This is a genomic window from Streptomyces sp. AM 4-1-1, from assembly GCF_029167625.1.
GTDB lineage: Bacteria > Actinomycetota > Actinomycetes > Streptomycetales > Streptomycetaceae > Streptomyces.
Map to the genome: position 1 here is coordinate 5343972 of NZ_CP119145.1, position 20972 is coordinate 5364943.

Sequence of the window (20972 nt, forward strand, 5' to 3'; positions counted from 1 at the left end):
GTGTTGACCATCCAGTGGTGCCTTCTCTCTCCTTCGAGTGCAACCACTCGGCGCCGCAACGGCGTTGCGCCGTGTCCATCGAAGGGAGTCCCAGTGATATCAGGCAGACGGAGAGGTCTCAGAACTCTCCCGGCGGTCGTCGCCGCTCTCGCGCTCGGGGCGGCGGCGCTCTCCGCCGTCCCCGCCCAGGCGGCGGAGCCGGCTCCGCTCCCGGGCAAGCCGGTCGTCCAGAAGCGGACCTCGGCCTCACCGGCCGAACTGCGCGAACGGGTCGAGGGTTCCGGTGCGCTGCTGCGGCGGTCCGGCTCGCCGGACACCCGCGCGGGGGCCGACGCCAAGGGGCGTAAGGGCAACACGAAGCGCGGTGTGGACCCGAAGATCATCGGCGGTACGGCCGCGTCGATCAGCGAGGCGCCGTGGATGGTGCAGCTGCACTACTACGACGACAAGGGCACCGCGAACACCGCCGACGACGAGGGCTACTTCTGCGGGGGCACGCTGCTCTCCCCGGCGAAGGTCCTGACGGCCGCGCACTGCGTCGCCGGTCTCGACTGGAACAAGCACGGGACCGTCCTCGGCGGCACCGCCCTGCTGCCCGAGGCGAACGACCCGTACCACGGCGGCAAGGCCGTGGCCGTCTGGCGCCAGTGGGTCAACCCCGAGTTCAACGACGTCACCCTGACCGGTGATGTCGCGGTACTGACGCTGGACGCCTCCCTGCCGTACAAGACGCTCCAGATGGCGTCGGGCACCGACACCGCTCTGTACAGGACGGGTGCGCCCGCGACCGTCTACGGCTGGGGGCGGACCTCCTCCACCAGCGACGACATCTCCGAGACGCTGCGCAAGGCCACCGTGCCGCTGCAGTCCGACGGAACCTGTGCCGCCTACTACCCGGCCGACTTCGTGGCCGGGCAGATGATCTGCGCAGGCACCCCGGCCAGTGGCAGCGACACCGGTACGGTCTCGCCGTGCAACGGCGACTCGGGCGGACCGCTCGTGATCAACGGCCGGCTCGCCGGCGTCGTCTCGTGGGGTGTGGAGGACTGCGTCGAGGCGGGCGCGTACGGCGTCTACGCCAAGACGAGCACCCTCTTCAGCAAGATCAACCCGCGGATCAACGACACCAACCTCAACTTCGACGACAAGGCTGACGTGTTCGCCCGCAAGGCGAACGGCGAGGCCTTCGAGTACTACTCGACGGGAAGTTCCGTCACCGGAGCCGCCTCGCTCGGCGACTGGGGCGGCGCCGATCTGGTCCGTCAGGCGGACCTGGACCGGGACTTCTACCAGGACTACGTCTACCGCATCCCCAACGGGAACCTCTACTGGCTCCACTTCGACGGACAGAGTTCGTACGTCGAGACGCAGATCGGCAAGGGCTGGAACACCTGGAAGAACATCCTCTTCCCCGGCGACGTCACGAACGACGGCATCGAGGACCTGGTCGGCATCGACAAGGACGGCAAGATCTGGACGTACCCCGGCCGCGGTGACGGCACGCTCGGCGCGCGCGTCGGCGGTGGCGGTGGCTGGGGAGCCGTGACGGTCCTCGGCAAGGGTGACTACAGCGGCGACGGCAAGCCGGACCTGCTGACCCGGGACAGCGCGGGCGCCCTGTGGCTGTACACGGGCCGGGACAACCCCGAGTCGCCGTTCGCGCCGCGGGTCCAGGTCGGCAAGGGCTGGAACTTCACGGCCTACGTGGCGACGGGCGACATGACGGGTGACGGCATCGCCGACCTCCTCGTCCGGGACAGCGCGGGCGAACTGTGGATCTACCCGAGCCGCGGCTCGGCGACCGCGCCGTTCAGCGCCCGCCTCAAGGCCGGCGTCGGATGGAACGGGTTCAACCTCTTCGGCTGATCCCGAGACCTTCGCCACACGAGCGGTGGCGGAGAACATGACCGGCGGCTGGTGATGCCGGACAGAGAACCGCAGGTGGGACCGGTCCTCTGGCCGGTCGCCCGGCACACTGTGGCCCCCGTCCCCGGACGGGGGCCACAGCGCGTTGTGCGACCCTGGCCGGTGCTGCGGCGTCCGATCCGAGGGCGGCGGACCACGACGGACCAAGTCTGGATGCGACGGCAAGGGGAGCTGGGAGCAGCCGGGGATCGAGGAAGACCATGACCGAGCAGAGCAAGGGCGGCGGCCGGATACGCGGCACCGGCCGACGCCGGAGGAAGCCCTCCCGCCGCCGGGCGAAGACCGTGGCGGCCTGGGTGGCGGCGGGTGTGGTGCTGGCGGGCGGCACCGGGCTCGGATACGTCTACTTCACGCTGAACGGCAACCTCAAGGCCGTCGACATCGACTCGGCGCTGGGCAAGGACCGCCCCGCGAACGCCGACAACGGCTCCGAGGACATCCTCGTGCTCGGCTCGGACTCCCGCTCGGGCGCGAACGCCCGGTACGGCGTCGACGAGGGCGGTGCCCGCTCCGACACCGCGATGGTCGTGCACGTGTACGAGGGCCACACCTCGGCCGCTGTCGTGTCCATACCGCGCGACACCCTCGTCGACCGGCCCTCCTGCACGGACGACGAGTCCGGGAACCCGGTCGCGCCGCAGCGCCACGCGATGTTCAACACGGCGTACGAGGTCGGCGGCCCGGCCTGTGCGGTGAAGACCGTCGAGGCGATGTCCGGCATCCGCATGGACCACTACGTCGAGGTCGACTTCACCGGCTTCAAACGGCTCATCGACGAGCTCGGCGGCGTCCGGATCACGACGAGAACGGCGATCGACGACCCCAAGAGCCATCTGAAGCTGGCGCCGGGCACGCACACCCTCGACGGCGAGCAGTCGCTCGGTCTCGTCCGTACCCGCAAGAGCGTCGGCGACGGCAGTGACCTGGGCCGCATCCAGCTCCAGCAGGCGTTCATCAAGGCGCTGATGGAGCAGGCGAAGAGCGTCGGTGCGCTCTCCCACCCCACGAAGCTGTTCGGCCTCGCCGACGCCGCCACCAAGGCCGTCACCACCGACTCGCGTCTCGCCTCGGTCAAGAACCTCAAGGACTTCGCGGACGGACTCAAGGGCATCGGCCCGAAGAAGACGCACATGATCACGCTGCCCGTGCGTTACGACCCGGCCGACCCGAACCGCGTGGTGCCCATCGACGCGGCGGCCGAGCAGGTCTGGACGGCGCTGCGGCAGGACCGGCCGGTCCCCGCCTCCGCCACCGAGGAGTCGGCGGGCGACAAGGGCGAGGCGGGGCGGGTCGTCGGATAGCGGGCGCGGGCCCCGGCCCCGTACCGCACCCGTACCGACGCACACCGCGTACCGCGCCGCACACCGTCGGCCGCGCCTGTCGGCCGGGAGCGGTCGGGAATAGTCGGCGGCCCACCCCGGTTTTGGGAGATACGGCCGGTCCTGGCAGACTGGTACGTCGGCCCCGGTTCACGGACGCGCAATCCGCGCGGACGACCCGGCGCCCTCCCGAAACTAGGAGACACCTTGAAGCGCGAGATCCACCCCGAGTACGTCGAGACGCAGGTCAGCTGCACCTGCGGTGCGTCGTTCACCACCCGCAGCACCATCGGCAGCGGCAACGTCCGTGCCGACGTCTGCTCCGAGTGCCACCCGTTCTACACGGGCAAGCAGAAGATCCTCGACACCGGTGGCCGTGTGGCCCGCTTCGAGGCCCGCTTCGGCAAGGCTGCCGGCTCCGCCAAGAAGTAGCGAGCCGACCGCGCCGGTTCTCGGCGCCCTCTCCCGGGGGCGTCGGGACCGGCGTTTTTTCCGGCCGGGCCTCCGGACGCACCCACCCCGGCCGGTGCAGCGCCCTCCAGCAGGCCCGTTGACGTAGAAACCAGGAGCCCCTGATGTTCGAGGCGGTCGAGGAACTGATCGGTGAACACGCCGATCTTGAGAAGAAGCTCGCCGACCCCGCGGTCCACGCCGACCAGGCGAACGCCCGCAAGCTCAACAAGCGTTACGCGGAGCTGACCCCGATCGTCGGCACGTACCGCTCCTGGAAGCAGACCGGTGAGGACATCGAGACCGCACGCGAGTTCGCCGCCGACGACCCGGACTTCGCCGCCGAGGTGAAGGACCTGGAGAAGCAGCGCGAACAGCTGACCGAAAAGCTTCGCCTCCTCCTCGTCCCGCGCGACCCGAGCGACGACAAGGACGTGCTCCTGGAGATCAAGGCCGGCGCGGGCGGCGACGAGTCCGCCCTGTTCGCGGGCGATCTGCTGCGCATGTATCTGCGGTACGCCGAGCGCGTCGGCTGGAAGACCGAGATCATCGACTCGACCGAGTCCGAGCTGGGCGGCTACAAGGACGTCCAGGTCGCCGTCAAGACCAAGGGCGGCAACGGCGCCACCGAGCCCGGCCAGGGCGTATGGGCCCGGATGAAGTACGAGGGCGGCGTGCACCGCGTGCAGCGGGTGCCGTCCACCGAGTCCCAGGGCCGCATCCACACCTCGGCCGCCGGTGTGCTGGTCACCCCCGAGGCCGAGGAGGTCGACGTCGAGATCCACACCAACGACCTCCGCATCGACGTCTACCGCTCCTCGGGCCCCGGCGGCCAGTCCGTCAACACCACCGACTCGGCCGTCCGCATCACCCACCTGCCGACCGGTGTCGTCGCCTCCTGCCAGAACGAGAAGAGCCAGCTCCAGAACAAGGAGCAGGCCATGCGCATCCTCCGCTCCCGGCTGCTCGCCGCCGCCCAGGAGGAGGCCGAGTCCAAGGCCGCGGACGCCCGGCGCAGCCAGGTGCGGACCGTCGACCGCTCCGAGAAGATCCGCACGTACAACTTCCCGGAGAACCGCATCTCCGACCACCGTGTCGGCTTCAAGGCGTACAACCTGGACCAGGTGCTCGACGGCGAGCTGGACGCGGTCATCCAGGCGTGCGTCGACGCCGACTCGGCCGCCAAACTGGCCGCCGCCTGAGCCACGCCCGTAGTCCCACCGCTCGTGAACCCGTACGGAGAACCGCGATGAACCTGCTGCTCGCCGAGGTGGCCCAGGCCACCCAGCGGCTGGCCGACGCCGGTGTCCCTTCACCGCGATTCGACGCGGAGGAACTCGCCGCGTTCGTCCACGGCGTCAAGCGGGGCGAGCTGCACAATGTCGCGGACTCGGAGTTCGACGCCCGCTACTGGGAGACCATCGCCCGCCGCGAGGCCCGTGAACCGCTCCAGCACATCACCGGACGCGCCTTCTTCCGTTATCTGGAGCTCCAGGTGGGCCCCGGGGTCTTCGTGCCCCGCCCGGAGACCGAATCGGTCGTCGGCTGGGCCATAGACGCCGTCCGGGCGATGGACGTCGTCGAACCGGTCGTCGTGGACCTCTGCGCCGGTTCGGGCGCGATCGCCCTCGCCGTCGCCCAGGAGGTGCCGCGCTCGCGCGTGCACGCCGTGGAGCTGTCCGACGACGCGCTGCGCTGGACCAGGAAGAACGCCGAGGGGTCCAGGGTGGCCGTGCACAAGGGCGACGCCCTGACGGCCCTGCCCGAGCTGGACGGCCAGGTCGACCTGGTCATCTCCAACCCGCCCTACATCCCGCTCACCGAGTGGGAGTACGTGGCACCCGAGGCACGCGACCACGACCCCGAGATGGCACTCTTCTCGGGCGAGGACGGCCTGGACACCATCCGGGGCATCGAACGCACCGCGCACCGGCTGCTGCGACCCGGCGGCCTCGTCGTCATCGAGCACGCCGACACCCAGGGCGGGCAGGTGCCGTGGATCTTCACCGAGGAGCGGGGCTGGGCCGACGCGGCCGACCACCCCGACCTGAACAACCGGCCCCGTTTCGCGACCGCCCGCAAGGCCATGCCGTGACCGGCGCGCCGGACCCGTACCCGCCCCATCCGTACATGCTTGAGGAGGCCGGCTGATGGCACGGCGATACGACTGCAACGACGCGACCGACCGCACGACGGGCCTGCGCGAGGCCGCGTCCGCCGTCCGCCGCGGCGAACTGGTCGTGCTGCCCACCGACACCGTGTACGGGATCGGTGCGGACGCCTTCACCTCGGAGGCCGTCGTCGACCTCCTCCACGCCAAGGGCCGCGGCCGGAACATGCCGACCCCCGTGCTGATCGGCTCCCCGAACACCCTGCACGGCCTGGTCACCGACTTCTCCGAGCAGGCCTGGGAACTGGTCGACGCGTTCTGGCCCGGCGCGCTCACCCTCGTCGCCAAGCACCAGCCGTCCCTCCAGTGGGACCTCGGGGACACCCGTGGCACCGTCGCCATCCGGATGCCGCTGCACCCCGTCGCGATCGAACTGCTCACCGAGGTCGGCCCGATGGCCGTCTCCAGCGCCAACCTGACCGGACACCCCGCGCCGGAGGACTGCGACGCGGCCCAGGACATGCTCGGCGACTCCGTCTCCGTCTACCTCGACGGCGGCCCGACCCCCGGCATCGTCCCGTCCTCGATCGTCGACGTCACCGGCAAGGTGCCCGTACTGCTCCGGGCCGGCGCGCTCTCCGTCGAAGAGCTCCGTGAGGTCGTACCCGACCTTGAGGTGGCCAATTGACCGCCCCTGAGGGGCGTGGCATAGCGGGGCAGCACGACACTTTCCGCATCCTCCACGTCAGCACCGGCAATGTCTGCCGCTCACCGATCACCGAGCGGCTGACCCGGCACGCCCTGACGGACCGCCTCGGCGATCCCCTCAGCGGCGGGCTGATCGTGGAGAGCGCGGGCACCTGGGGCCACGAAGGCGCCCCCATGGAGGCGAACGCCGAGGTCGTCCTCGCGGACTTCGGCGCCGACGCGACCGGCTTCGTCGGCCGCGAACTCCTCGACGAGCACGTGATCCGCGCCGATCTGGTGCTGACCGCGACCCGCGACCACCGCGCCCAGGTCATCTCCATGGGGCACTCCGCGGGACTGCGGACCTTCACCCTCAAGGAGTTCACCCGGCTGGTCCGGGCGATAGATCCGGCCACCCTGCCGGACGCCCGCCACGAGGGTGTCGTCGAGCGCGCCCGCGCCCTGGTCCGCGCCTCCGCCGCGCTGCGCGGCTGGCTGCTGGCGCCCACCGCCGAGGCGGACGAGGTGTACGACCCGTACGGCGCGCCGATCACGTTCTTCCGCTCCATCGGCGACGAGATCAACCAGGCCCTCGACCCGGTACTGACCGCACTGACGGGAGTGACGGCCCCGCACTGAGCCAAGCGGGCCACACCGGGCGGAACCGACCCCTCCGGCAGCGGGCGGCGGGCCGTGTCCCGGCCTACATTGGAGGCGGCACCCCCACCCCCTCCCAGGCCCGGAGCCGTCACATGCCGGTCACCACTCCAGCCGCACCCGCACCCGTACCCCCCACCGACCACCGCGCCACCCTGCCGCAGGACTTCGACGCGCTCCTCAGGGAGGACCCGGAGATCGCCGATGTGCTGATCGCCGAGGTCCGCCGGCAGTCCGGCACGCTCCAGCTGATCGCCGCCGAGAACTTCACCTCGCCCGCCGTGCTGGCCGCCCTCGGCTCCCCCCTCGCCAACAAGTACGCCGAGGGCTACCCGGGAGCCCGCCACCACGGCGGCTGCGCGCACGCGGACGCCGCCGAACGCATCGCCGTCCGCCGGGCCACCGCGCTCTTCGGGGCCGAACACGCCAACGTACAGCCGCACTCGGGCTCCTCGGCCGTCCTCGCGGCGTACGCGGCGCTGCTGCGCCCCGGTGACACGGTCCTCGCGACCGGCCTCCCGGACGGCGGACACCTGACGCACGGCTCGCCCGCCAACTTCTCCGGGCGCTGGTTCGACTTCGTCGGGTACGGGGTCGACCCCGAGAGCGGTCTCATCGACTACGACCAGGTGCGCGCCCTGGCCAGGGCGCACCGGCCCAAGGCGATCGTCAGTGGCTCGATCTCGTACCCCCGCCACCCCGACTACGAGACGTTCCGCGAGATCGCCGACGAGGTGGGCGCGTACCTCGTCGTCGACGCGGCGCACCCGATGGGGCTCATCGCCGGGGGAGCGGCGCCCAGCCCCGTCCCGTACGCCGACGTGGTCTGCGCGACCACGCACAAGGTGCTGCGCGGACCGCGCGGCGGAATGATCCTGTGCGGAGCCGAGCTGGCGCAGCGCATCGACCGGGCGGTCTTCCCGTTCACCCAGGGCGGTGCGCAGATGCACACGATCGCCGCGAAGGCGGTCGCGTTCGGCGAGGCGGCTGCCCCGGCGTTCGCGCGCTACGCCCACCAGGTGGTCGCGCACGCCCGGGTGCTGGCCGCCGGCCTGGAGGCGGAGGGCTTCGAGGTCACCACGGGAGGCACGGACACCCATCTGATCGTCGCGGACCCGGCCCCGCTGGGCGTCGACGGCCGGGTGGCGCGCGAACGGCTGGCCGCGGCGGGCATCGTGCTGGACACCTGCGCGCTGCCGCGCGGCGGCGCGGCCGACGTCACCGCGCCGGGCGTGCGGGGGATCAGGCTCGGCACGGCCGCGGTCACCACACAGGGCCTGGGCGAGTCGGACATGGCGGAGCTGGCCGTTCTGTTCGGCGCGGCGGTACGCGGCACGGGTGCCGGCGGGGCGGACGGGGACGTCGCCGCGCGGGTCGGAGAACTGGCAGGGAAATATCCCCCCTATCCGGGGTAGACGTGGCACATGCAACCATCACCCGTACCTCCGTGTCCTCAACCATGAGGCCGACGTAGTTAGGGTGTGGGCTGAGATGGCCGGCGAAACCAGTGGGGCAGCCCGTGCGTGATTATTTGCTGACGCTCTGTGTCACGGCCGCAGTGACCTATCTGCTGACCGGACCGGTGCGGAAGTTCGCCATCACGGTGGGCGCGATGCCCGCGATCCGCGCGCGTGACGTGCACCAGGAGCCGACCCCGAGGCTCGGCGGCATCGCGATGTTCGGCGGTCTGTGCGCCGGGCTGATCGTCGCGGACCACCTGCACAACCTCAACGGCGTGTTCGCGCTCTCCAACGAACCGCGCGCACTGCTCTCCGGCGCCGCCCTGATCTGGCTGATCGGGGTGCTCGACGACAAGTTCGAGATCGACGCGCTGATCAAGCTCGGCGGTCAGATGATCGCCGCCGCCGTGATGGTCCTCCAGGGCCTGACCATTCTGTGGCTGCCGATCCCGGGGGTCGGCACGGTCGCCCTCACCCAGTGGCAGAGCACCCTGCTCACGGTCGCGCTGGTGGTCGTCACGATCAACGCGGTCAACTTCGTGGACGGCCTCGACGGCCTGGCGGCGGGCATGGTGTGCATCGCCTCCGCGGCGTTCTTCCTCTACGGGTACCGGCTCTGGGTCGGGTACGGGATCGAGGCCGCCGCCCCCGCGACATTGTTCGCGGCGATCGTGATGGGCATGTGCCTGGGCTTCCTGCCGCACAACATGCATCCCGCCCGGATCTTCATGGGCGACTCCGGGTCGATGCTGATCGGGCTGGTCCTGGCGGCCGGCGCGATCTCCATCACCGGGCAGGTCGACCCGGACGCGATGAAGCTCTTCGCGGGCAGTGAGCAGCAGGCGACCCACGCGATGCTGCCGGTCTTCATCCCGCTGATGCTGCCGCTGACGATCATCGCGATCCCCACCGCCGACCTGGTGCTCGCCATCGTGCGACGGACCTGGAACGGCAAGTCGCCGTTCGCGGCCGACCGCGGCCATCTGCACCACCGGCTGCTGGAGATCGGCCACTCGCACAGCAGGTCCGTGCTGATCATGTACTTCTGGTCGGGGCTGATCGCGTTCGGCACGGTCGGCTACTCGGTGCCCTCGGCCTCGATGTGGATCGTGCTCGCCATCGTGGTGCTGAGCGCCGTGGGCCTCGTACTGCTGCTGACGCCCGCCTTCACCCCCCGCGCGCCGCGCTGGGCCCAGGCCGTCGTACCGCCGCGCTACCGGCGGAGGAAGACCCCGCCGACCGCGACGCCGTCCGAGGCCACGCGGGAGGCCCAACAGGGGCCCCTGGAGGGGCGGATGGGGCAGGGAGGTCCGGACGACGGGAAGACCGCCGAGCGGGCCCCGGTCGCGGCGGGTGTCGCCGGTGTCAACGGAGCGACCGCCATCGGCGCCCGTTCGCGCTTCTCCGACCGGCGGAATGCCGGAACGCCGCGCTGACGATTCGGGCACCGGCGGGCAATACCAGACAGCCATTGGCTTGTCTTGCACACACGCGCGAATTAGCTCTCATGTGTGACAGTCAGCACACTTTCTGAGTAAAGACCTCATCAAATAGTTTGTGATACCGTTCACGAAGCCCGGTGACGGAGCCGAAGGACCTCGACTCAGAGAGTCCGGCGGCCCGGGGGAACACTCGGACCGGGCCCTACGCTCGTCCATGACGACACCACTGCCCATCCCCTGCAAAGCGGAGCTGCCGCCATGCCGTCCAACGACGCCCGGACTCTCCTTCAGACCGCCGTGCCCACTGCTGCCGTCGGTGCTGTCGCCGCCGCGGTCAGCGCTGCGCTCGTGGGCGGGAAGGGAGCGGTCGGCGCGGTCGTCGCGACGCTCGTGGTCGTCCTCTTCATGGGGATCGGTCTGATCGTTCTGCAACGGACCGCGAGGTCCCTGCCGCACCTGTTCCAGGCCATGGGTCTTCTGCTCTACACGACGCAGATTCTGCTGCTGTTCGTCTTTGTCGCCGTGTTCAAGAACACCACCCTGTTCCACCCGAAGGCCTTCGCGATCACTCTGGTCGCGACGACGCTCGTGTGGATCGGCGCACAGGCTCGTTCCCACATGAAGGCCAAGATCCTCTACGTCGAACCCGAGGCCGACAAGGGCGAGAAGCCCGAAAAGGCGGGGTCCCCGACGTGAAGGGTAGGGGCGGGATAAGTGCCGGTCCGGGACCCTGCTATCGTCCGGTTCCAACTGCGGCACTGCGGGCGCGGGCATGTGAGCTGACGCCTGCTCGATCGCGAGGCTCAAATGCCTGACTGCCGCTCACACATCCGTTACACCAGTCCAGTGCCGAACCGCGGCCTCGCGCCGCGCCGACACATCGAGGTTGCCGTACCTATGCGCCACGCTGAAGGAGCCCGCGGTGAGTGCTGACCCGACACAGGTGCTCGCCTTCGAGACCGATTGCCACATCTTCGACGGTTGTGGTTTCCCGGGTCCTGGCTTGCACTCTTTCCTGTTCGAGCCGATCTTCGGTGACGCGGACAGCAACTTCTACTTCAACAAGACGATGTTGCTGGCCCTGCTGGGCACGGTCGTCATCGTCGGCTTCTTCTGGGCCGCCTTCCGCAAGCCGAAGATCGTCCCCGGCAAGCTCCAGATGGTCGCTGAAGCCGGATACGACTTCGTGCGCCGCGGCATCGTCTACGAGACGCTCGGCAAGCGCGAGGGCGAGAAGTACGTCCCGCTGATGGTGACGCTGTTCTTCTTCGTCTGGATCATGAACCTCTGGTCGATCGTGCCGCTCGCCCAGTTCCCGGTGACCGCGATCATCGCGTACCCGGCGGCCCTGGCGGCGATCGTCTACCTGGTGTGGATGAGCGTCACCTTCAAGCGGCACGGCTTCGTCGGCGGGTTCAAGAACCTGACGGGCTACGACAAGTCGCTCGGCGCGGTCCTGCCGATGGTCATGGTCATCGAGTTCTTCTCGAACGTCCTGGTCCGTCCGTTCACCCACGCGGTCCGACTCTTCGCGAACATGTTCGCCGGTCACACCCTGCTGCTGCTCTTCACCATCGCCAGCTGGTACCTGCTGAACGGCATCGGCATCGCCTACGCCGGTGTCTCGTTCGTGATGGCCGTCGTGATGACCGCCTTCGAGCTGTTCATCCAGGCTGTTCAGGCGTACGTCTTCGTGCTCCTGGCGTGCAGCTACATCCAGGGCGCTGTCGCCGAGAACCACTGATCACCTCCTGATCGCGCCCGTTCAAGAACCCCCAGTCGTCCGGTGGCCAACCCCCACCGGTCCGTGAAAGAGAAGGAAGAACCGGCATGTCCGCTCTCCAGAACCTCGCCGCCGAAGGCGTCACCGGCTCGCTCAGCTCTGTTGGCTACGGTCTGGCCGCCATCGGCCCCGGCGTCGGCGTCGGCATCATCTTCGGTAACGGCACCCAGGCCCTCGCCCGTCAGCCCGAGGCCGCCGGCCTGATCCGTTCCAACCAGATCCTCGGCTTCGCCTTCTGTGAGGCGCTCGCCCTCATCGGTCTGGTCATGCCGTTCGTCTACTAAGACGACTGCGACTAGTCCATACCGACGAAAGGCACTGATGTGAACCCCCTGGTTCAGCTCGCGGCCGAAGAGGCGGAAAACCCGCTCATTCCGCCGATTCCTGAGCTCGTCATCGGTCTGATCGCCTTCGTCATCGTCTTCGGCTTCCTCGCCAAGAAGCTCCTCCCGAACATCAACAAGGTTCTGGAAGAGCGACGCGAGGCCATCGAAGGCGGTATCGAAAAGGCCGACGCGGCTCAGACCGAAGCCCAGAGCGTGCTTGAGCAGTACAAGGCTCAGCTCGCCGAGGCTCGCCATGAAGCCGCTCGTCTGCGCCAGGAGGCGCAGGAGCAGGGCGCCGTGATCATCCAGGAGATGAAGGCGGAAGGCCAGCGGCAGCGCGAGGAGATCATCGCGGCGGGCCACGCCCAGATCGAGGCCGACCGCAAGGCCGCGGCCGCGGCGCTGCGTCAGGACGTGGGCAAGCTCGCCACCGACCTGGCCGGCAAGCTCGTCGGCGAGTCCCTTGAGGACCACGCCCGGCAGAGCGGAACCGTCGACCGCTTCCTCGACGAGCTCGAGGCGAAGGCCGAGGCGGTCCGATGAACGGAGCGAGCCGCGAGGCACTGGCTGCCGCACGTGAGCGTCTCGACGCGCTGACCGACAACACCTCGGTCGACGCGGGGAAGCTCGCCGAGGAGCTGGCCGCCGTCACCGCGCTGCTCGACCGTGAGGTCTCGCTGCGTCGGGTCCTGACCGACCCGGCGCAGTCCGGCGAGGCCAAGGCCGAGCTGGCCGGACGGCTGCTGAGCGGGCAGGTGGGCGGCGAAGCCGTCGACCTGGTCTCCGGCATGGTCCGGTCCCGCTGGTCGCAGTCGCGTGACCTGGTCGACTCCGTGGAGGAGCTGGCGAACACCGCGGACCTCACCGCCGCCCAGCGCGGCGGCGCCCTCGACGACGTCGAGGACGAGCTGTTCCGGTTCGGCCGGATCGTCGCCTCCGACACGGAGCTGCGCTCCGCGCTCACCAGCCGGACGGCGACGGCCGGAGCCAAGAGCGAGCTGCTGCGCAGCCTGCTCGGCGGCAAGGCCACGCCCGTCACCGAGCGCGTCGTCGTGCGCCTGGTGTCCCAGCCGCGTGGACGTAGCCTGGAAGCGGGACTCGATTCGCTCTCCCGGCTGGCCGCGGAGCGCCGGGACCGCATGGTGGCCGTCGTCACCTCGGCGGTGCCGCTCAGCGACCGGCAGAAGCAGCGCCTGGGCGTCGCCCTGGCGAAGATCTACGGCCGGCAGATGCACCTCAACCTCGAAGTGGACCCCGAGGTCCTCGGCGGGATCGTGGTGCGGGTCGGCGACGAGGTCATCAACGGCACCGTCGCGGAACGCCTCGACGAGGCGACCCGACGCATGGCCGGCTGACACCGGGCAGCGCACCAACAGAAGAAGCAAGACCAGCGGCCCGGTTGGGCCGTGCAGAGATTGCAGAAGATTCCTGGGGGTCGGCCCCCAGACCCCCTTAAGAAACTTCGGGCCCAACAAGGAGAGCAGGGAACCCAGATGGCGGAGCTCACGATCCGGCCGGAGGAGATCCGGGATGCGCTGGAGAACTTTGTCCAGTCGTACAAGCCGGACGCGGCCTCGCGCGAGGAGGTCGGTACGGTCAGCGTTGCCGGTGACGGCATCGCGAAGGTCGAGGGCCTTCCCTCGGCCATGGCGAACGAGCTGCTGAAGTTCGAGGACGGCACCCTCGGTCTCGCCCTCAACCTTGAGGAGCGGGAGATCGGTGCGATCGTCCTCGGCGAGTTCAGCGGGATCGAGGAGGGCCAGTCGGTGCAGCGCACCGGCGAGGTGCTCTCCGTCGGTGTGGGCGAGGGATACCTCGGCCGCGTCGTCGACCCGCTCGGCAACCCGATCGACGGCCTCGGCGACATCGCGACCGACAGCCGCCGCGCCCTCGAACTGCAGGCCCCCGGCGTCATGGTCCGCAAGTCGGTGCACGAGCCGATGCAGACCGGCTACAAGGCCGTCGACGCCATGGTGCCGATCGGCCGCGGCCAGCGTCAGCTGATCATCGGCGACCGTCAGACCGGCAAGACCGCTCTGGCCGTCGACACGATCATCAACCAGCGCGACAACTGGCGCTCGGGCGACGTGAACAAGCAGGTGCGCTGCATCTACGTCGCCATCGGTCAGAAGGGTTCCACCATCGCCTCCGTGCGCGGTGCCCTGGAAGAGGCCGGCGCGCTCGAATACACGACCATCGTCGCCGCTCCGGCGTCCGACCCGGCGGGCTTCAAGTACCTGGCGCCCTACACCGGTTCGGCCATCGGTCAGCACTGGATGTACCAGGGCAAGCACGTCCTGATCATCTTCGACGACCTCTCGAAGCAGGCCGACGCCTACCGCGCCGTGTCCCTTCTGCTGCGCCGCCCGCCGGGGCGTGAGGCCTACCCGGGTGACGTCTTCTACCTCCACTCGCGTCTGCTGGAGCGTTGCGCCAAGCTCTCCGACGCCATGGGTGCGGGTTCGATGACGGGTCTCCCGATCGTCGAGACCAAGGCGAACGACGTGTCGGCGTTCATTCCGACCAACGTCATCTCCATCACCGACGGCCAGTGCTTCCTGGAGTCCGACCTCTTCAACGCCGGTCAGCGTCCGGCTCTGAACGTCGGTATCTCGGTCTCCCGCGTCGGTGGCTCCGCCCAGCACAAGGCCATGCGCCAGGTCTCCGGCCGACTGCGCGTGGACCTCGCCCAGTACCGCGAGCTGGAGGCGTTCGCCGCCTTCGGTTCCGACCTGGACGCGGCCTCCAAGGCCTCGCTGGAGCGCGGCAAGCGCATGGTCGAGCTGCTGAAGCAGCCGCAGTACGCCCCGTTCCCGGTCGAGGAGCAGGTCGTCTCGGTCTGGGCCGGCACCACCGGCAAGATGGACGACGTCCCGGTCGAGGACATCCGCCGCTTCGAGACGGAGCTGCTGGAGTACCTGCGCCGCGAGCGCAAGGACCTCCTGACCAGCATCGCCGAGGGCGCCAAGATGTCCGACGACACGCTGCAGTCGATCGCCGACGCGATCGCCGCCTTCAAGCAGCAGTTCGAGACCTCGGACGGCAAGCTGCTGGGCGAGGGCTGATCGATGGGCGCTCAGCTTCGCGTTTACAAGCGCCGCATCCGCTCCGTCACCGCCACGAAGAAGATCACCAAGGCGATGGAGATGATCGCCGCCTCGCGCATCGTCAAGGCGCAGCGCCAGGTGGCGGCCTCGACGCCGTACGCGACCGAGCTCACCCGCGCGGTGACCGCGGTGGCGACCGGCTCCATCACCAAGCACCCGCTCACCACCGAGGTCGAGTCCCCGGTCCGGGCCGCTGTCCTGCTCGTCACGAGCGACCGCGGTCTGGCCGGCGGCTACTCCGCCAACGCCATCAAGGCGGCGGAACGGCTCCGGGAGCGGCTGGGCAGTGAGGGCAAGGAGGTCGACACGTACATCGTCGGCCGCAAGGGTGTCGCCTACTACGGCTTCCGCGAGCGCAAGGTCGCGGAGTCGTGGAGCGGCTTCACCGACAGCCCGACGTACGGGGACGCCAAGCGCGTCGCCGCACCGCTGATCGAGGCCATCCAGGCGGACACGGCCGAAGGCGGTGTCGACGAGCTGCACATCGTCTTCACCGAGTTCGTGTCGATGATGACGCAGAACCCGGTGGACAACCGGATGCTGCCGCTCTCGCTCGACCAGGTCGCGGAGGAGAACGGGGCGAAGGGCGAGATCCTTCCGCTGTTCGACTTCGAGCCGTCGGCGGAGGACGTCCTCGACGCCCTCCTGCCGCGCTACGTCGAGAGCCGTATCTACAACGCACTGCTCCAGGCCGCCGCTTCCGAGCACGCCGCCCGCCGCCGTGCGATGAAGTCGGCGACCGACAACGCCGGGGACCTCATCAAGAGTCTTTCCCGGCTTGCCAACGCGGCCCGCCAGGCCGAAATCACCCAGGAAATCAGCGAGATCGTCGGTGGTGCCAGTGCGCTGGCCGACGCGACCGCGGGGAGTGACAGGTAAATGACGACGACTACCGAGCAGGCTTCGACGGCCGTTGCCACGGGCCGCGTCGCCCGGGTCATCGGCCCGGTCGTCGACGTGGAGTTCCCCGTCGACGCGATGCCGGAGATCTACAACGCGCTGCACGTCGATGTGGACGACCCGGCCGAGGCCGGCGCCCGCAAGACGCTGACCCTCGAAGTCGCCCAGCACCTGGGTGACGGCGTGGTCCGCGCGATCTCGATGCAGCCCACCGACGGTCTGGTCCGCCAGGCCCCGGTGACCGACACCGGCGCGGGCATCACCGTGCCCGTCGGTGACATCACCAAGGGCAAGGTCTTCAACACCCTTGGCCAGATCCTGAACGAGCCGGAGGCCGAGGCTCAGATCACCGAGCGCTGGCCGATCCACCGCAAGGCCCCGGCCTTCGACCAGCTCGAGTCCAAGACCGAGATGTTCGAGACCGGCCTGAAGGTCGTCGACCTGCTGACCCCGTACGTCAAGGGCGGCAAGATCGGTCTGTTCGGTGGTGCGGGCGTCGGCAAGACGGTCCTCATCCAGGAAATGATCATGCGTGTGGCGAAGCTGCACGACGGTGTGTCGGTGTTCGCCGGTGTCGGTGAGCGCACCCGTGAGGGCAACGACCTCATCGACGAGATGACCGAGTCGGGCGTCCTGGACAAGACCGCGCTGGTCTTCGGCCAGATGGACGAGCCGCCGGGCACCCGTCTGCGGGTCGCACTGTCCGCCCTGACCATGGCGGAGTACTTCCGCGATGTGCAGAAGCAGGACGTGCTGCTCTTCATCGACAACATCTTCCGCTTCACCCAGGCCGGTTCCGAGGTGTCCACCCTGCTCGGCCGTATGCCGTCCGCGGTGGGTTACCAGCCGACCCTGGCCGACGAGATGGGTGTGCTCCAGGAGCGCATCACCTCGACGCGTGGTCACTCGATCACCTCGATGCAGGCGATCTACGTCCCCGCGGACGACCTGACCGACCCGGCGCCGGCGACCACCTTCGCCCACCTGGACGCGACGACCGTTCTGTCGCGTCCGATCTCGGAGAAGGGCATCTACCCGGCGGTCGACCCGCTGGACTCGACGTCCCGCATCCTGGACCCGCGCTACATCGCGCAGGAGCACTACGACGCGGCCAGCCGCGTCAAGGGAATCCTGCAGAAGTACAAGGACCTCCAGGACATCATCGCGATCCTCGGTATCGACGAGCTGGGCGAGGAGGACAAGCTCGTCGTCCACCGTGCTCGTCGCGTCGAGCGCTTCCTGTCGCAGAACACCCACGCCGCCAAGCAGTTCACCGGCCTGGACGGTTCGGACGTGCCGCTCGACGAGTCGATCGCCGCGTTCAACGCGATCTGTGACGGGGAGTACGACCACTTCCCGGAGCAGGCGTTCTTCATGTGCGGTGGCATCGACGACCTGAAGGCCAAGGCCAAGGAGCTCGGCGTCTCCTGAGCCGTCGGCTCACCGAGGGGGGCGGGTCCGGTCCCGCCCCCCTCTCCACGCCCCGTAGAATTGACCCAACACCCGGCCAGGCGGCCGGGTGGTGACCCGAGGAGCCACCCTTGGCTGCTGAGCTGCACGTCGAGCTGGTCGCCGCGGACCGCAGTGTCTGGTCCGGCGAGGCCACCCTGGTCGTCGCGCGCACCACGTCCGGCGACATCGGCGTCATGCCCGGTCACCAGCCGCTGCTCGGTGTGCTGGAGTCGGGCCCGGTGACCATCCGTACGAGCGACGGCGGGACTGTCGTCGCAGCTGTGCACGGCGGTTTCCTCTCGTTCGCGGACGACAAGCTGTCGCTGCTGGCGGAGATCGCCGAGCTGGCGGACGAGATCGATGTCCAGCGCGCCGAGCGTGCGCTGGAACGCGCGAAGTCGGACGCCGACGCCGCCGCGGAGCGGCGCGCGGATGTCCGAATGCGTGCGGTGGCGGTGCGTTAGGCACCCCGCCGACAGTTGTTGCCCTCAGCCGCGGCCCGAGCTGGAATTCTCCAGACCGTGTCGCGGCTGAGGCGATGCAGGTGCGGTTTGATTCGTATCCGTTACTCGATGTTGCGAGGAGGTCGGTGGAGATGTTCCTCGCGCTGTGGGTGAGCGGTCTGGTCGTCGCACTGGTCCTGGTGGGGCTCTTCGTCTTCGGTCTGCGCCGGAGGCTGATCCAGCGCTCCGGCGGGACCTTCGACTGCAGCCTGCGCTGGGACGTCGCGCAGGAGCCCGACACCTCGGGCAAGGGCTGGGTGTACGGCGTCGCGCGGTACAGCGGCGACCGGGTCAACTGGTTCCGGGTCTTCTCGTACTCCCCGCGTCCGCGCCGTGTGCTGGAGCGTGCCTCGATCGAGGTCGTGACCCGCCGGCTGCCCGAGGGCGAGGAAGAACTCGCGCTCCTCTCCGACGCCGTCGTGCTCGGCTGTCTCCACCGTGAGACCCGCCTGGAGCTGGCGATGAGCGAGGACGCCCTCACCGGATTCCTCGCCTGGCTGGAGGCGGCTCCGCCCGGCCAGCGGGTCAACGTGGCGTGAGCCGCGGTTCGTACCCGTACGCGTGTCCCTGTTCCTGAATCATCCCTGAGCCTCGTCCTCGGTCCTGGCCCTCTGTCCCGCTGTCCCTGATCTCTCGGGGGCGGGAGCGTGCCCGGACGCCGCTGTGGGGGCGCACGTGGTCGTGCGTCGGGCTGCTGCGCGTACCGGCATACGTGTTAGCGGGTGCCCCCCTGGGGTGACTGGTGACTGGTGACTGGTGACTGGTGACTGGTGACTGGTGACTGGTGGCCGGTGGTGTGGTGGCCGGTGGTGCGGTGGGCGTGCCCGGTCCCGTATCCGTTCCCGTACGCCCGTGTCCGTCCGGTCCGTCCGTCCGTGTCCCTGTCCCGCAGGCCGGTGAGGCGGCGGTGTCAGGGCATGGAAAAACCGGGGAGACAGGGGGCGGACCTGTCTCCCCGGTTGCTTTTCCGGGTCGTGCGGTACTGCTGTGCGACTACTTCAGGCCGTTGGCCATGGCACCGACGAGCTCGCCGTTCGTGGTGTCACCGCTGAACTCCCAGAAGAACGCGCCACCCAGGCCCTGGTTCTTCGCCCAGGTCATCTTGGAGCCGATGGTGGACGGGGTGTCGTAGCTCCACCAGTTGGTGCCGCAGTGGGCGTACGCCGTGCCGGCGATGGTGCCGGTGGTCGGGCAGCTGGACTTGAGGACCTTGTAGTCCTCGATGCCGGCCTCGTACGTGCCCGGGGCCGCACCGGTCGCGGTGCCGCCGGGGGCGTCCTGCGTCACACCGGTCCAGCCGCGGCCGTAGAAGCCGATGCCGAGCAGCAGCTTCGAGGCGGGGACGCCCTTGGCCTTCAGCTTGGCGATGGCGTCGGCGGAGTTGAAGCCCGCCTGCGGGATGCCGTTGTACGTGGTGAGCGGGGAGTGCGGAGCCGTCGGGCCCTTCGCGTCCCAGGCACCGAAGAAGTCGTACGTCATCACGTTGTACCAGTCCAGGGACTGGGCAGCGCCCGCGTAGTCGGCGAGGTCGAGCTTGCCGCCGTCCGAGCCGTCCGCCGAGATGGCGGCCGTCACCAGGTTCTTGCTGCCGAACTTGGCGCGCATGGCCGTGGTGATCTTCTTCAGGGCGTCCGGGCCGCTGGTGTCACAGGTCAGACCACAGGCGTTGGGGTACTCCCAGTCGAGGTCGATGCCGTCGAAGATGTCCGCCCAGCGGGGGTCCTCGACCAGGTTGTAGCAGGAGTCGGCGAACGCGGCCGGGTTCTGGGCCGCCTGGCCGAAGCCGCCGGACCAGGTCCAGCCACCGAAGGACCAGAGGATCTTGATGTTCGGGTACTTCGCCTTGAGCTTGCGCAGCTGGTTGAAGCTACCGCGCAGCGGCTGGTCCCAGTTGTCGGCGACGCCGTCGACGGACTTGTCGGCGGTGTAGGCCATCTCGTAGTCGGCGTAGGAGTCACCGACCGTGCACTTGCCGCCGGTCACGTTGCCGAAGGCGTAGTTGATGTGCGTGATCTTCGCGGCGGAACCGGACGTGTCCAGGTTCTTGACGTGGTAGTTCCGGCCGTAGACGCCCCAGTCGGTGAAGTAACCGAGGTTGACCTTGCTGCCGGTGCCGGGGCCGGGGTTGTCCGGGCCGGACTGACCGGTGGTGTGGACCTTGACCGCGGCGCTGACCGGACCGGTCTGGCCGGCGGTGTCACGGGCCTGCACGGTGTACGAGTAGTCGGTGCCCTTGCTCAGGCCCGAGTCGGTGTACGTGGTGCCGGTGACGGTGCTGACCGTGGCGCCGTCACGGATGACGTCGTAGTTCTTGATGCCGTGGTCATCGGTGGCCGCGGCCCAGCTGAGCTTCACCGAGGTGTCGGTGATGTTGCTCGCGGTGGGGGTGCCGGGGGCCGACGGGGCGTTGTCACCGGGGGTGGTGCCGCCGCCGTCACAGGAGGCGCCGTTCAGCTTGCAGCCGGTGGGGGCGCCGGCGCCGGTGCCGTTGAAGCCGAAGCTGAGGCTGGCGCCCGGGGCGATGGAGCCGTTCCAGCTGAGGTTCTTGGCGGTCCAGTGGGTTCCGGAGCTGGTGACGGTGGCGTCCCAGGCGGAGCCGACCGCGGTGCCGGACGGGAAGTCCCACTCGATGGTCCAGGAGCTGAGAGCGCTGGTGCCGGTGTTCTTCACCGTCCACTGGCCCTCGAAACCGCTGCCCCAGTCGGACTTCTTGAGGTAGGTCGCGGTCGCCGTGCCGGCGGCCGCGTCCGCCGGGGCGGCCAGGCCGACCATCGCGGCGAGCGGGATCAGCAGGGCGGTGAAACCGGCGACCACCCTCGACTTGGATGCCCGGCCGGCGCCGAGTCTGAA

20 protein-coding genes are annotated in these 20972 nt (G+C 69.3%); 19 read left to right on the forward strand and 1 reads right to left on the reverse strand.

What is annotated here, in order from left to right; genetic code table 11:
* Positions 1-93: 93 nt before the first annotated feature.
* From PZB75_RS22740 to PZB75_RS22830, 19 genes are all read left to right on the forward strand, one after another.
* Positions 94-1866, forward strand: a complete 1773-nt coding sequence (locus PZB75_RS22740; protein WP_275537142.1) for a trypsin-like serine protease — start codon at positions 94-96, stop codon at positions 1864-1866.
* A 260-nt stretch (positions 1867-2126) separates the two neighbouring features.
* Positions 2127-3227: an LCP family protein gene (locus PZB75_RS22745; protein ID WP_275537143.1), complete on the forward strand. Its 1101-nt coding sequence runs from the start codon at positions 2127-2129 to the stop codon at positions 3225-3227.
* Positions 3228-3452: 225 nt separating this feature from the next.
* Positions 3453-3677, forward strand: a complete 225-nt coding sequence (gene rpmE / locus PZB75_RS22750; protein ID WP_275537144.1) for a 50S ribosomal protein L31 — start codon at positions 3453-3455, stop codon at positions 3675-3677.
* Positions 3678-3820: 143 nt separating this feature from the next.
* Complete coding sequence (prfA, locus tag PZB75_RS22755; RefSeq protein WP_275537145.1) at positions 3821-4897, forward strand: peptide chain release factor 1; 1077 nt, start codon at positions 3821-3823, stop codon at positions 4895-4897.
* Positions 4898-4944: 47 nt separating this feature from the next.
* Entirely contained in the window at positions 4945-5790 is an 846-nt protein-coding gene (prmC, locus tag PZB75_RS22760) for a peptide chain release factor N(5)-glutamine methyltransferase (protein WP_275537146.1), read from the forward strand.
* A 55-nt stretch (positions 5791-5845) separates the two neighbouring features.
* Positions 5846-6493 carry an L-threonylcarbamoyladenylate synthase gene (locus tag PZB75_RS22765; RefSeq protein WP_275537147.1) on the forward strand — a complete coding sequence of 216 codons (648 nt, stop codon included), beginning with the start codon at positions 5846-5848 and terminating at the stop codon, positions 6491-6493.
* Complete coding sequence (locus tag PZB75_RS22770) at positions 6490-7131, forward strand: protein-tyrosine-phosphatase (protein ID WP_275537148.1); 642 nt, start codon at positions 6490-6492, stop codon at positions 7129-7131. Before PZB75_RS22765 ends, PZB75_RS22770 begins: the two co-directional genes overlap by 4 nt.
* A 113-nt stretch (positions 7132-7244) precedes the next feature.
* Positions 7245-8564, forward strand: a complete 1320-nt coding sequence (gene glyA, locus PZB75_RS22775) for a serine hydroxymethyltransferase (protein WP_275537149.1) — start codon at positions 7245-7247, stop codon at positions 8562-8564.
* Between the two features lie 92 nt (positions 8565-8656).
* Positions 8657-10045: an MraY family glycosyltransferase gene (locus PZB75_RS22780; RefSeq protein WP_275537150.1), complete on the forward strand. Its 1389-nt coding sequence runs from the start codon at positions 8657-8659 to the stop codon at positions 10043-10045.
* Between the two features lie 264 nt (positions 10046-10309).
* The gene (locus PZB75_RS22785; protein WP_275537151.1) at positions 10310-10747 is read left to right on the forward strand and encodes a hypothetical protein; all 438 of its coding nucleotides are present in this window, start codon (positions 10310-10312) and stop codon (positions 10745-10747) included.
* 226 nt (positions 10748-10973) lie between these two features.
* Positions 10974-11795 carry a F0F1 ATP synthase subunit A gene (gene atpB, locus PZB75_RS22790; RefSeq protein WP_275537152.1) on the forward strand — a complete coding sequence of 274 codons (822 nt, stop codon included), beginning with the start codon at positions 10974-10976 and terminating at the stop codon, positions 11793-11795.
* 86 nt (positions 11796-11881) lie between these two features.
* A complete protein-coding gene (gene atpE, locus PZB75_RS22795; protein WP_275537153.1) occupies positions 11882-12118 on the forward strand; it encodes an ATP synthase F0 subunit C in 237 nt (78 codons plus the stop codon).
* Positions 12119-12157: 39 nt separating this feature from the next.
* Entirely contained in the window at positions 12158-12703 is a 546-nt protein-coding gene (locus PZB75_RS22800; RefSeq protein ID WP_275537154.1) for a F0F1 ATP synthase subunit B, read from the forward strand.
* On the forward strand, positions 12700-13515 hold the full coding sequence (locus PZB75_RS22805; RefSeq protein ID WP_275537155.1) for a F0F1 ATP synthase subunit delta: 816 nt from the start codon (positions 12700-12702) through the stop codon (positions 13513-13515). Before PZB75_RS22800 ends, PZB75_RS22805 begins: the two co-directional genes overlap by 4 nt.
* A gap of 138 nt (positions 13516-13653) precedes the next feature.
* The gene (gene atpA, locus PZB75_RS22810) at positions 13654-15225 is read left to right on the forward strand and encodes a F0F1 ATP synthase subunit alpha (RefSeq protein WP_275537156.1); all 1572 of its coding nucleotides are present in this window, start codon (positions 13654-13656) and stop codon (positions 15223-15225) included.
* Between the two features lie 3 nt (positions 15226-15228).
* Positions 15229-16146, forward strand: coding sequence for a F0F1 ATP synthase subunit gamma (locus tag PZB75_RS22815; protein ID WP_275537157.1), 918 nt, complete (start codon positions 15229-15231; stop codon positions 16144-16146).
* Positions 16147-17598 carry a F0F1 ATP synthase subunit beta gene (gene atpD, locus PZB75_RS22820; protein WP_275537158.1) on the forward strand — a complete coding sequence of 484 codons (1452 nt, stop codon included), beginning with the start codon at positions 16147-16149 and terminating at the stop codon, positions 17596-17598.
* A 110-nt stretch (positions 17599-17708) separates the two neighbouring features.
* On the forward strand, positions 17709-18083 hold the full coding sequence (locus tag PZB75_RS22825) for a F0F1 ATP synthase subunit epsilon (protein WP_275537159.1): 375 nt from the start codon (positions 17709-17711) through the stop codon (positions 18081-18083).
* A 131-nt stretch (positions 18084-18214) separates the two neighbouring features.
* Positions 18215-18661 (forward strand): DUF2550 domain-containing protein, encoded by a 447-nt coding sequence (locus PZB75_RS22830; protein WP_275538826.1) that lies wholly within the window; start codon positions 18215-18217, stop codon positions 18659-18661.
* 454 nt (positions 18662-19115) lie between these two features.
* Here the strand turns inward: PZB75_RS22830 and PZB75_RS22835 are convergent, their stop codons facing one another.
* Positions 19116-20894: a glycoside hydrolase family 18 chitinase gene (locus tag PZB75_RS22835; RefSeq protein WP_275538827.1), complete on the reverse strand. Its 1779-nt coding sequence runs from the start codon at positions 20892-20894 to the stop codon at positions 19116-19118.
* Positions 20895-20972: the final 78 nt, after the last annotated feature.

What these genes read in the sequence shown, in the direction of transcription:
- PZB75_RS22745 (WP_275537143.1), top strand. Translation starts at nt 2,127, where the DNA reads ATGACCGAGCAGAGCAAGGGCGGCGGCCGGATACGCGGCACCGGCCGA.
- prfA (WP_275537145.1), top strand. Translation starts at nt 3,821, where the DNA reads ATGTTCGAGGCGGTCGAGGAACTGATCGGTGAACACGCCGATCTTGAG.
- prmC (WP_275537146.1), top strand. Translation starts at nt 4,945, where the DNA reads ATGAACCTGCTGCTCGCCGAGGTGGCCCAGGCCACCCAGCGGCTGGCC.
- PZB75_RS22765 (WP_275537147.1), top strand. Translation starts at nt 5,846, where the DNA reads ATGGCACGGCGATACGACTGCAACGACGCGACCGACCGCACGACGGGC.
- glyA (WP_275537149.1), top strand. Translation starts at nt 7,245, where the DNA reads ATGCCGGTCACCACTCCAGCCGCACCCGCACCCGTACCCCCCACCGAC.
- PZB75_RS22785 (WP_275537151.1), top strand. Translation starts at nt 10,310, where the DNA reads ATGCCGTCCAACGACGCCCGGACTCTCCTTCAGACCGCCGTGCCCACT.
- atpE (WP_275537153.1), top strand. Translation starts at nt 11,882, where the DNA reads ATGTCCGCTCTCCAGAACCTCGCCGCCGAAGGCGTCACCGGCTCGCTC.
- PZB75_RS22805 (WP_275537155.1), top strand. Translation starts at nt 12,700, where the DNA reads ATGAACGGAGCGAGCCGCGAGGCACTGGCTGCCGCACGTGAGCGTCTC.
- atpA (WP_275537156.1), top strand. Translation starts at nt 13,654, where the DNA reads ATGGCGGAGCTCACGATCCGGCCGGAGGAGATCCGGGATGCGCTGGAG.
- PZB75_RS22815 (WP_275537157.1), top strand. Translation starts at nt 15,229, where the DNA reads ATGGGCGCTCAGCTTCGCGTTTACAAGCGCCGCATCCGCTCCGTCACC.
- atpD (WP_275537158.1), top strand. Translation starts at nt 16,147, where the DNA reads ATGACGACGACTACCGAGCAGGCTTCGACGGCCGTTGCCACGGGCCGC.
- PZB75_RS22830 (WP_275538826.1), top strand. Translation starts at nt 18,215, where the DNA reads ATGTTCCTCGCGCTGTGGGTGAGCGGTCTGGTCGTCGCACTGGTCCTG.
- PZB75_RS22835 (WP_275538827.1), bottom strand. Translation starts at nt 20,894, where the DNA reads ATGGTCGGCCTGGCCGCCCCGGCGGACGCGGCCGCCGGCACGGCGACC.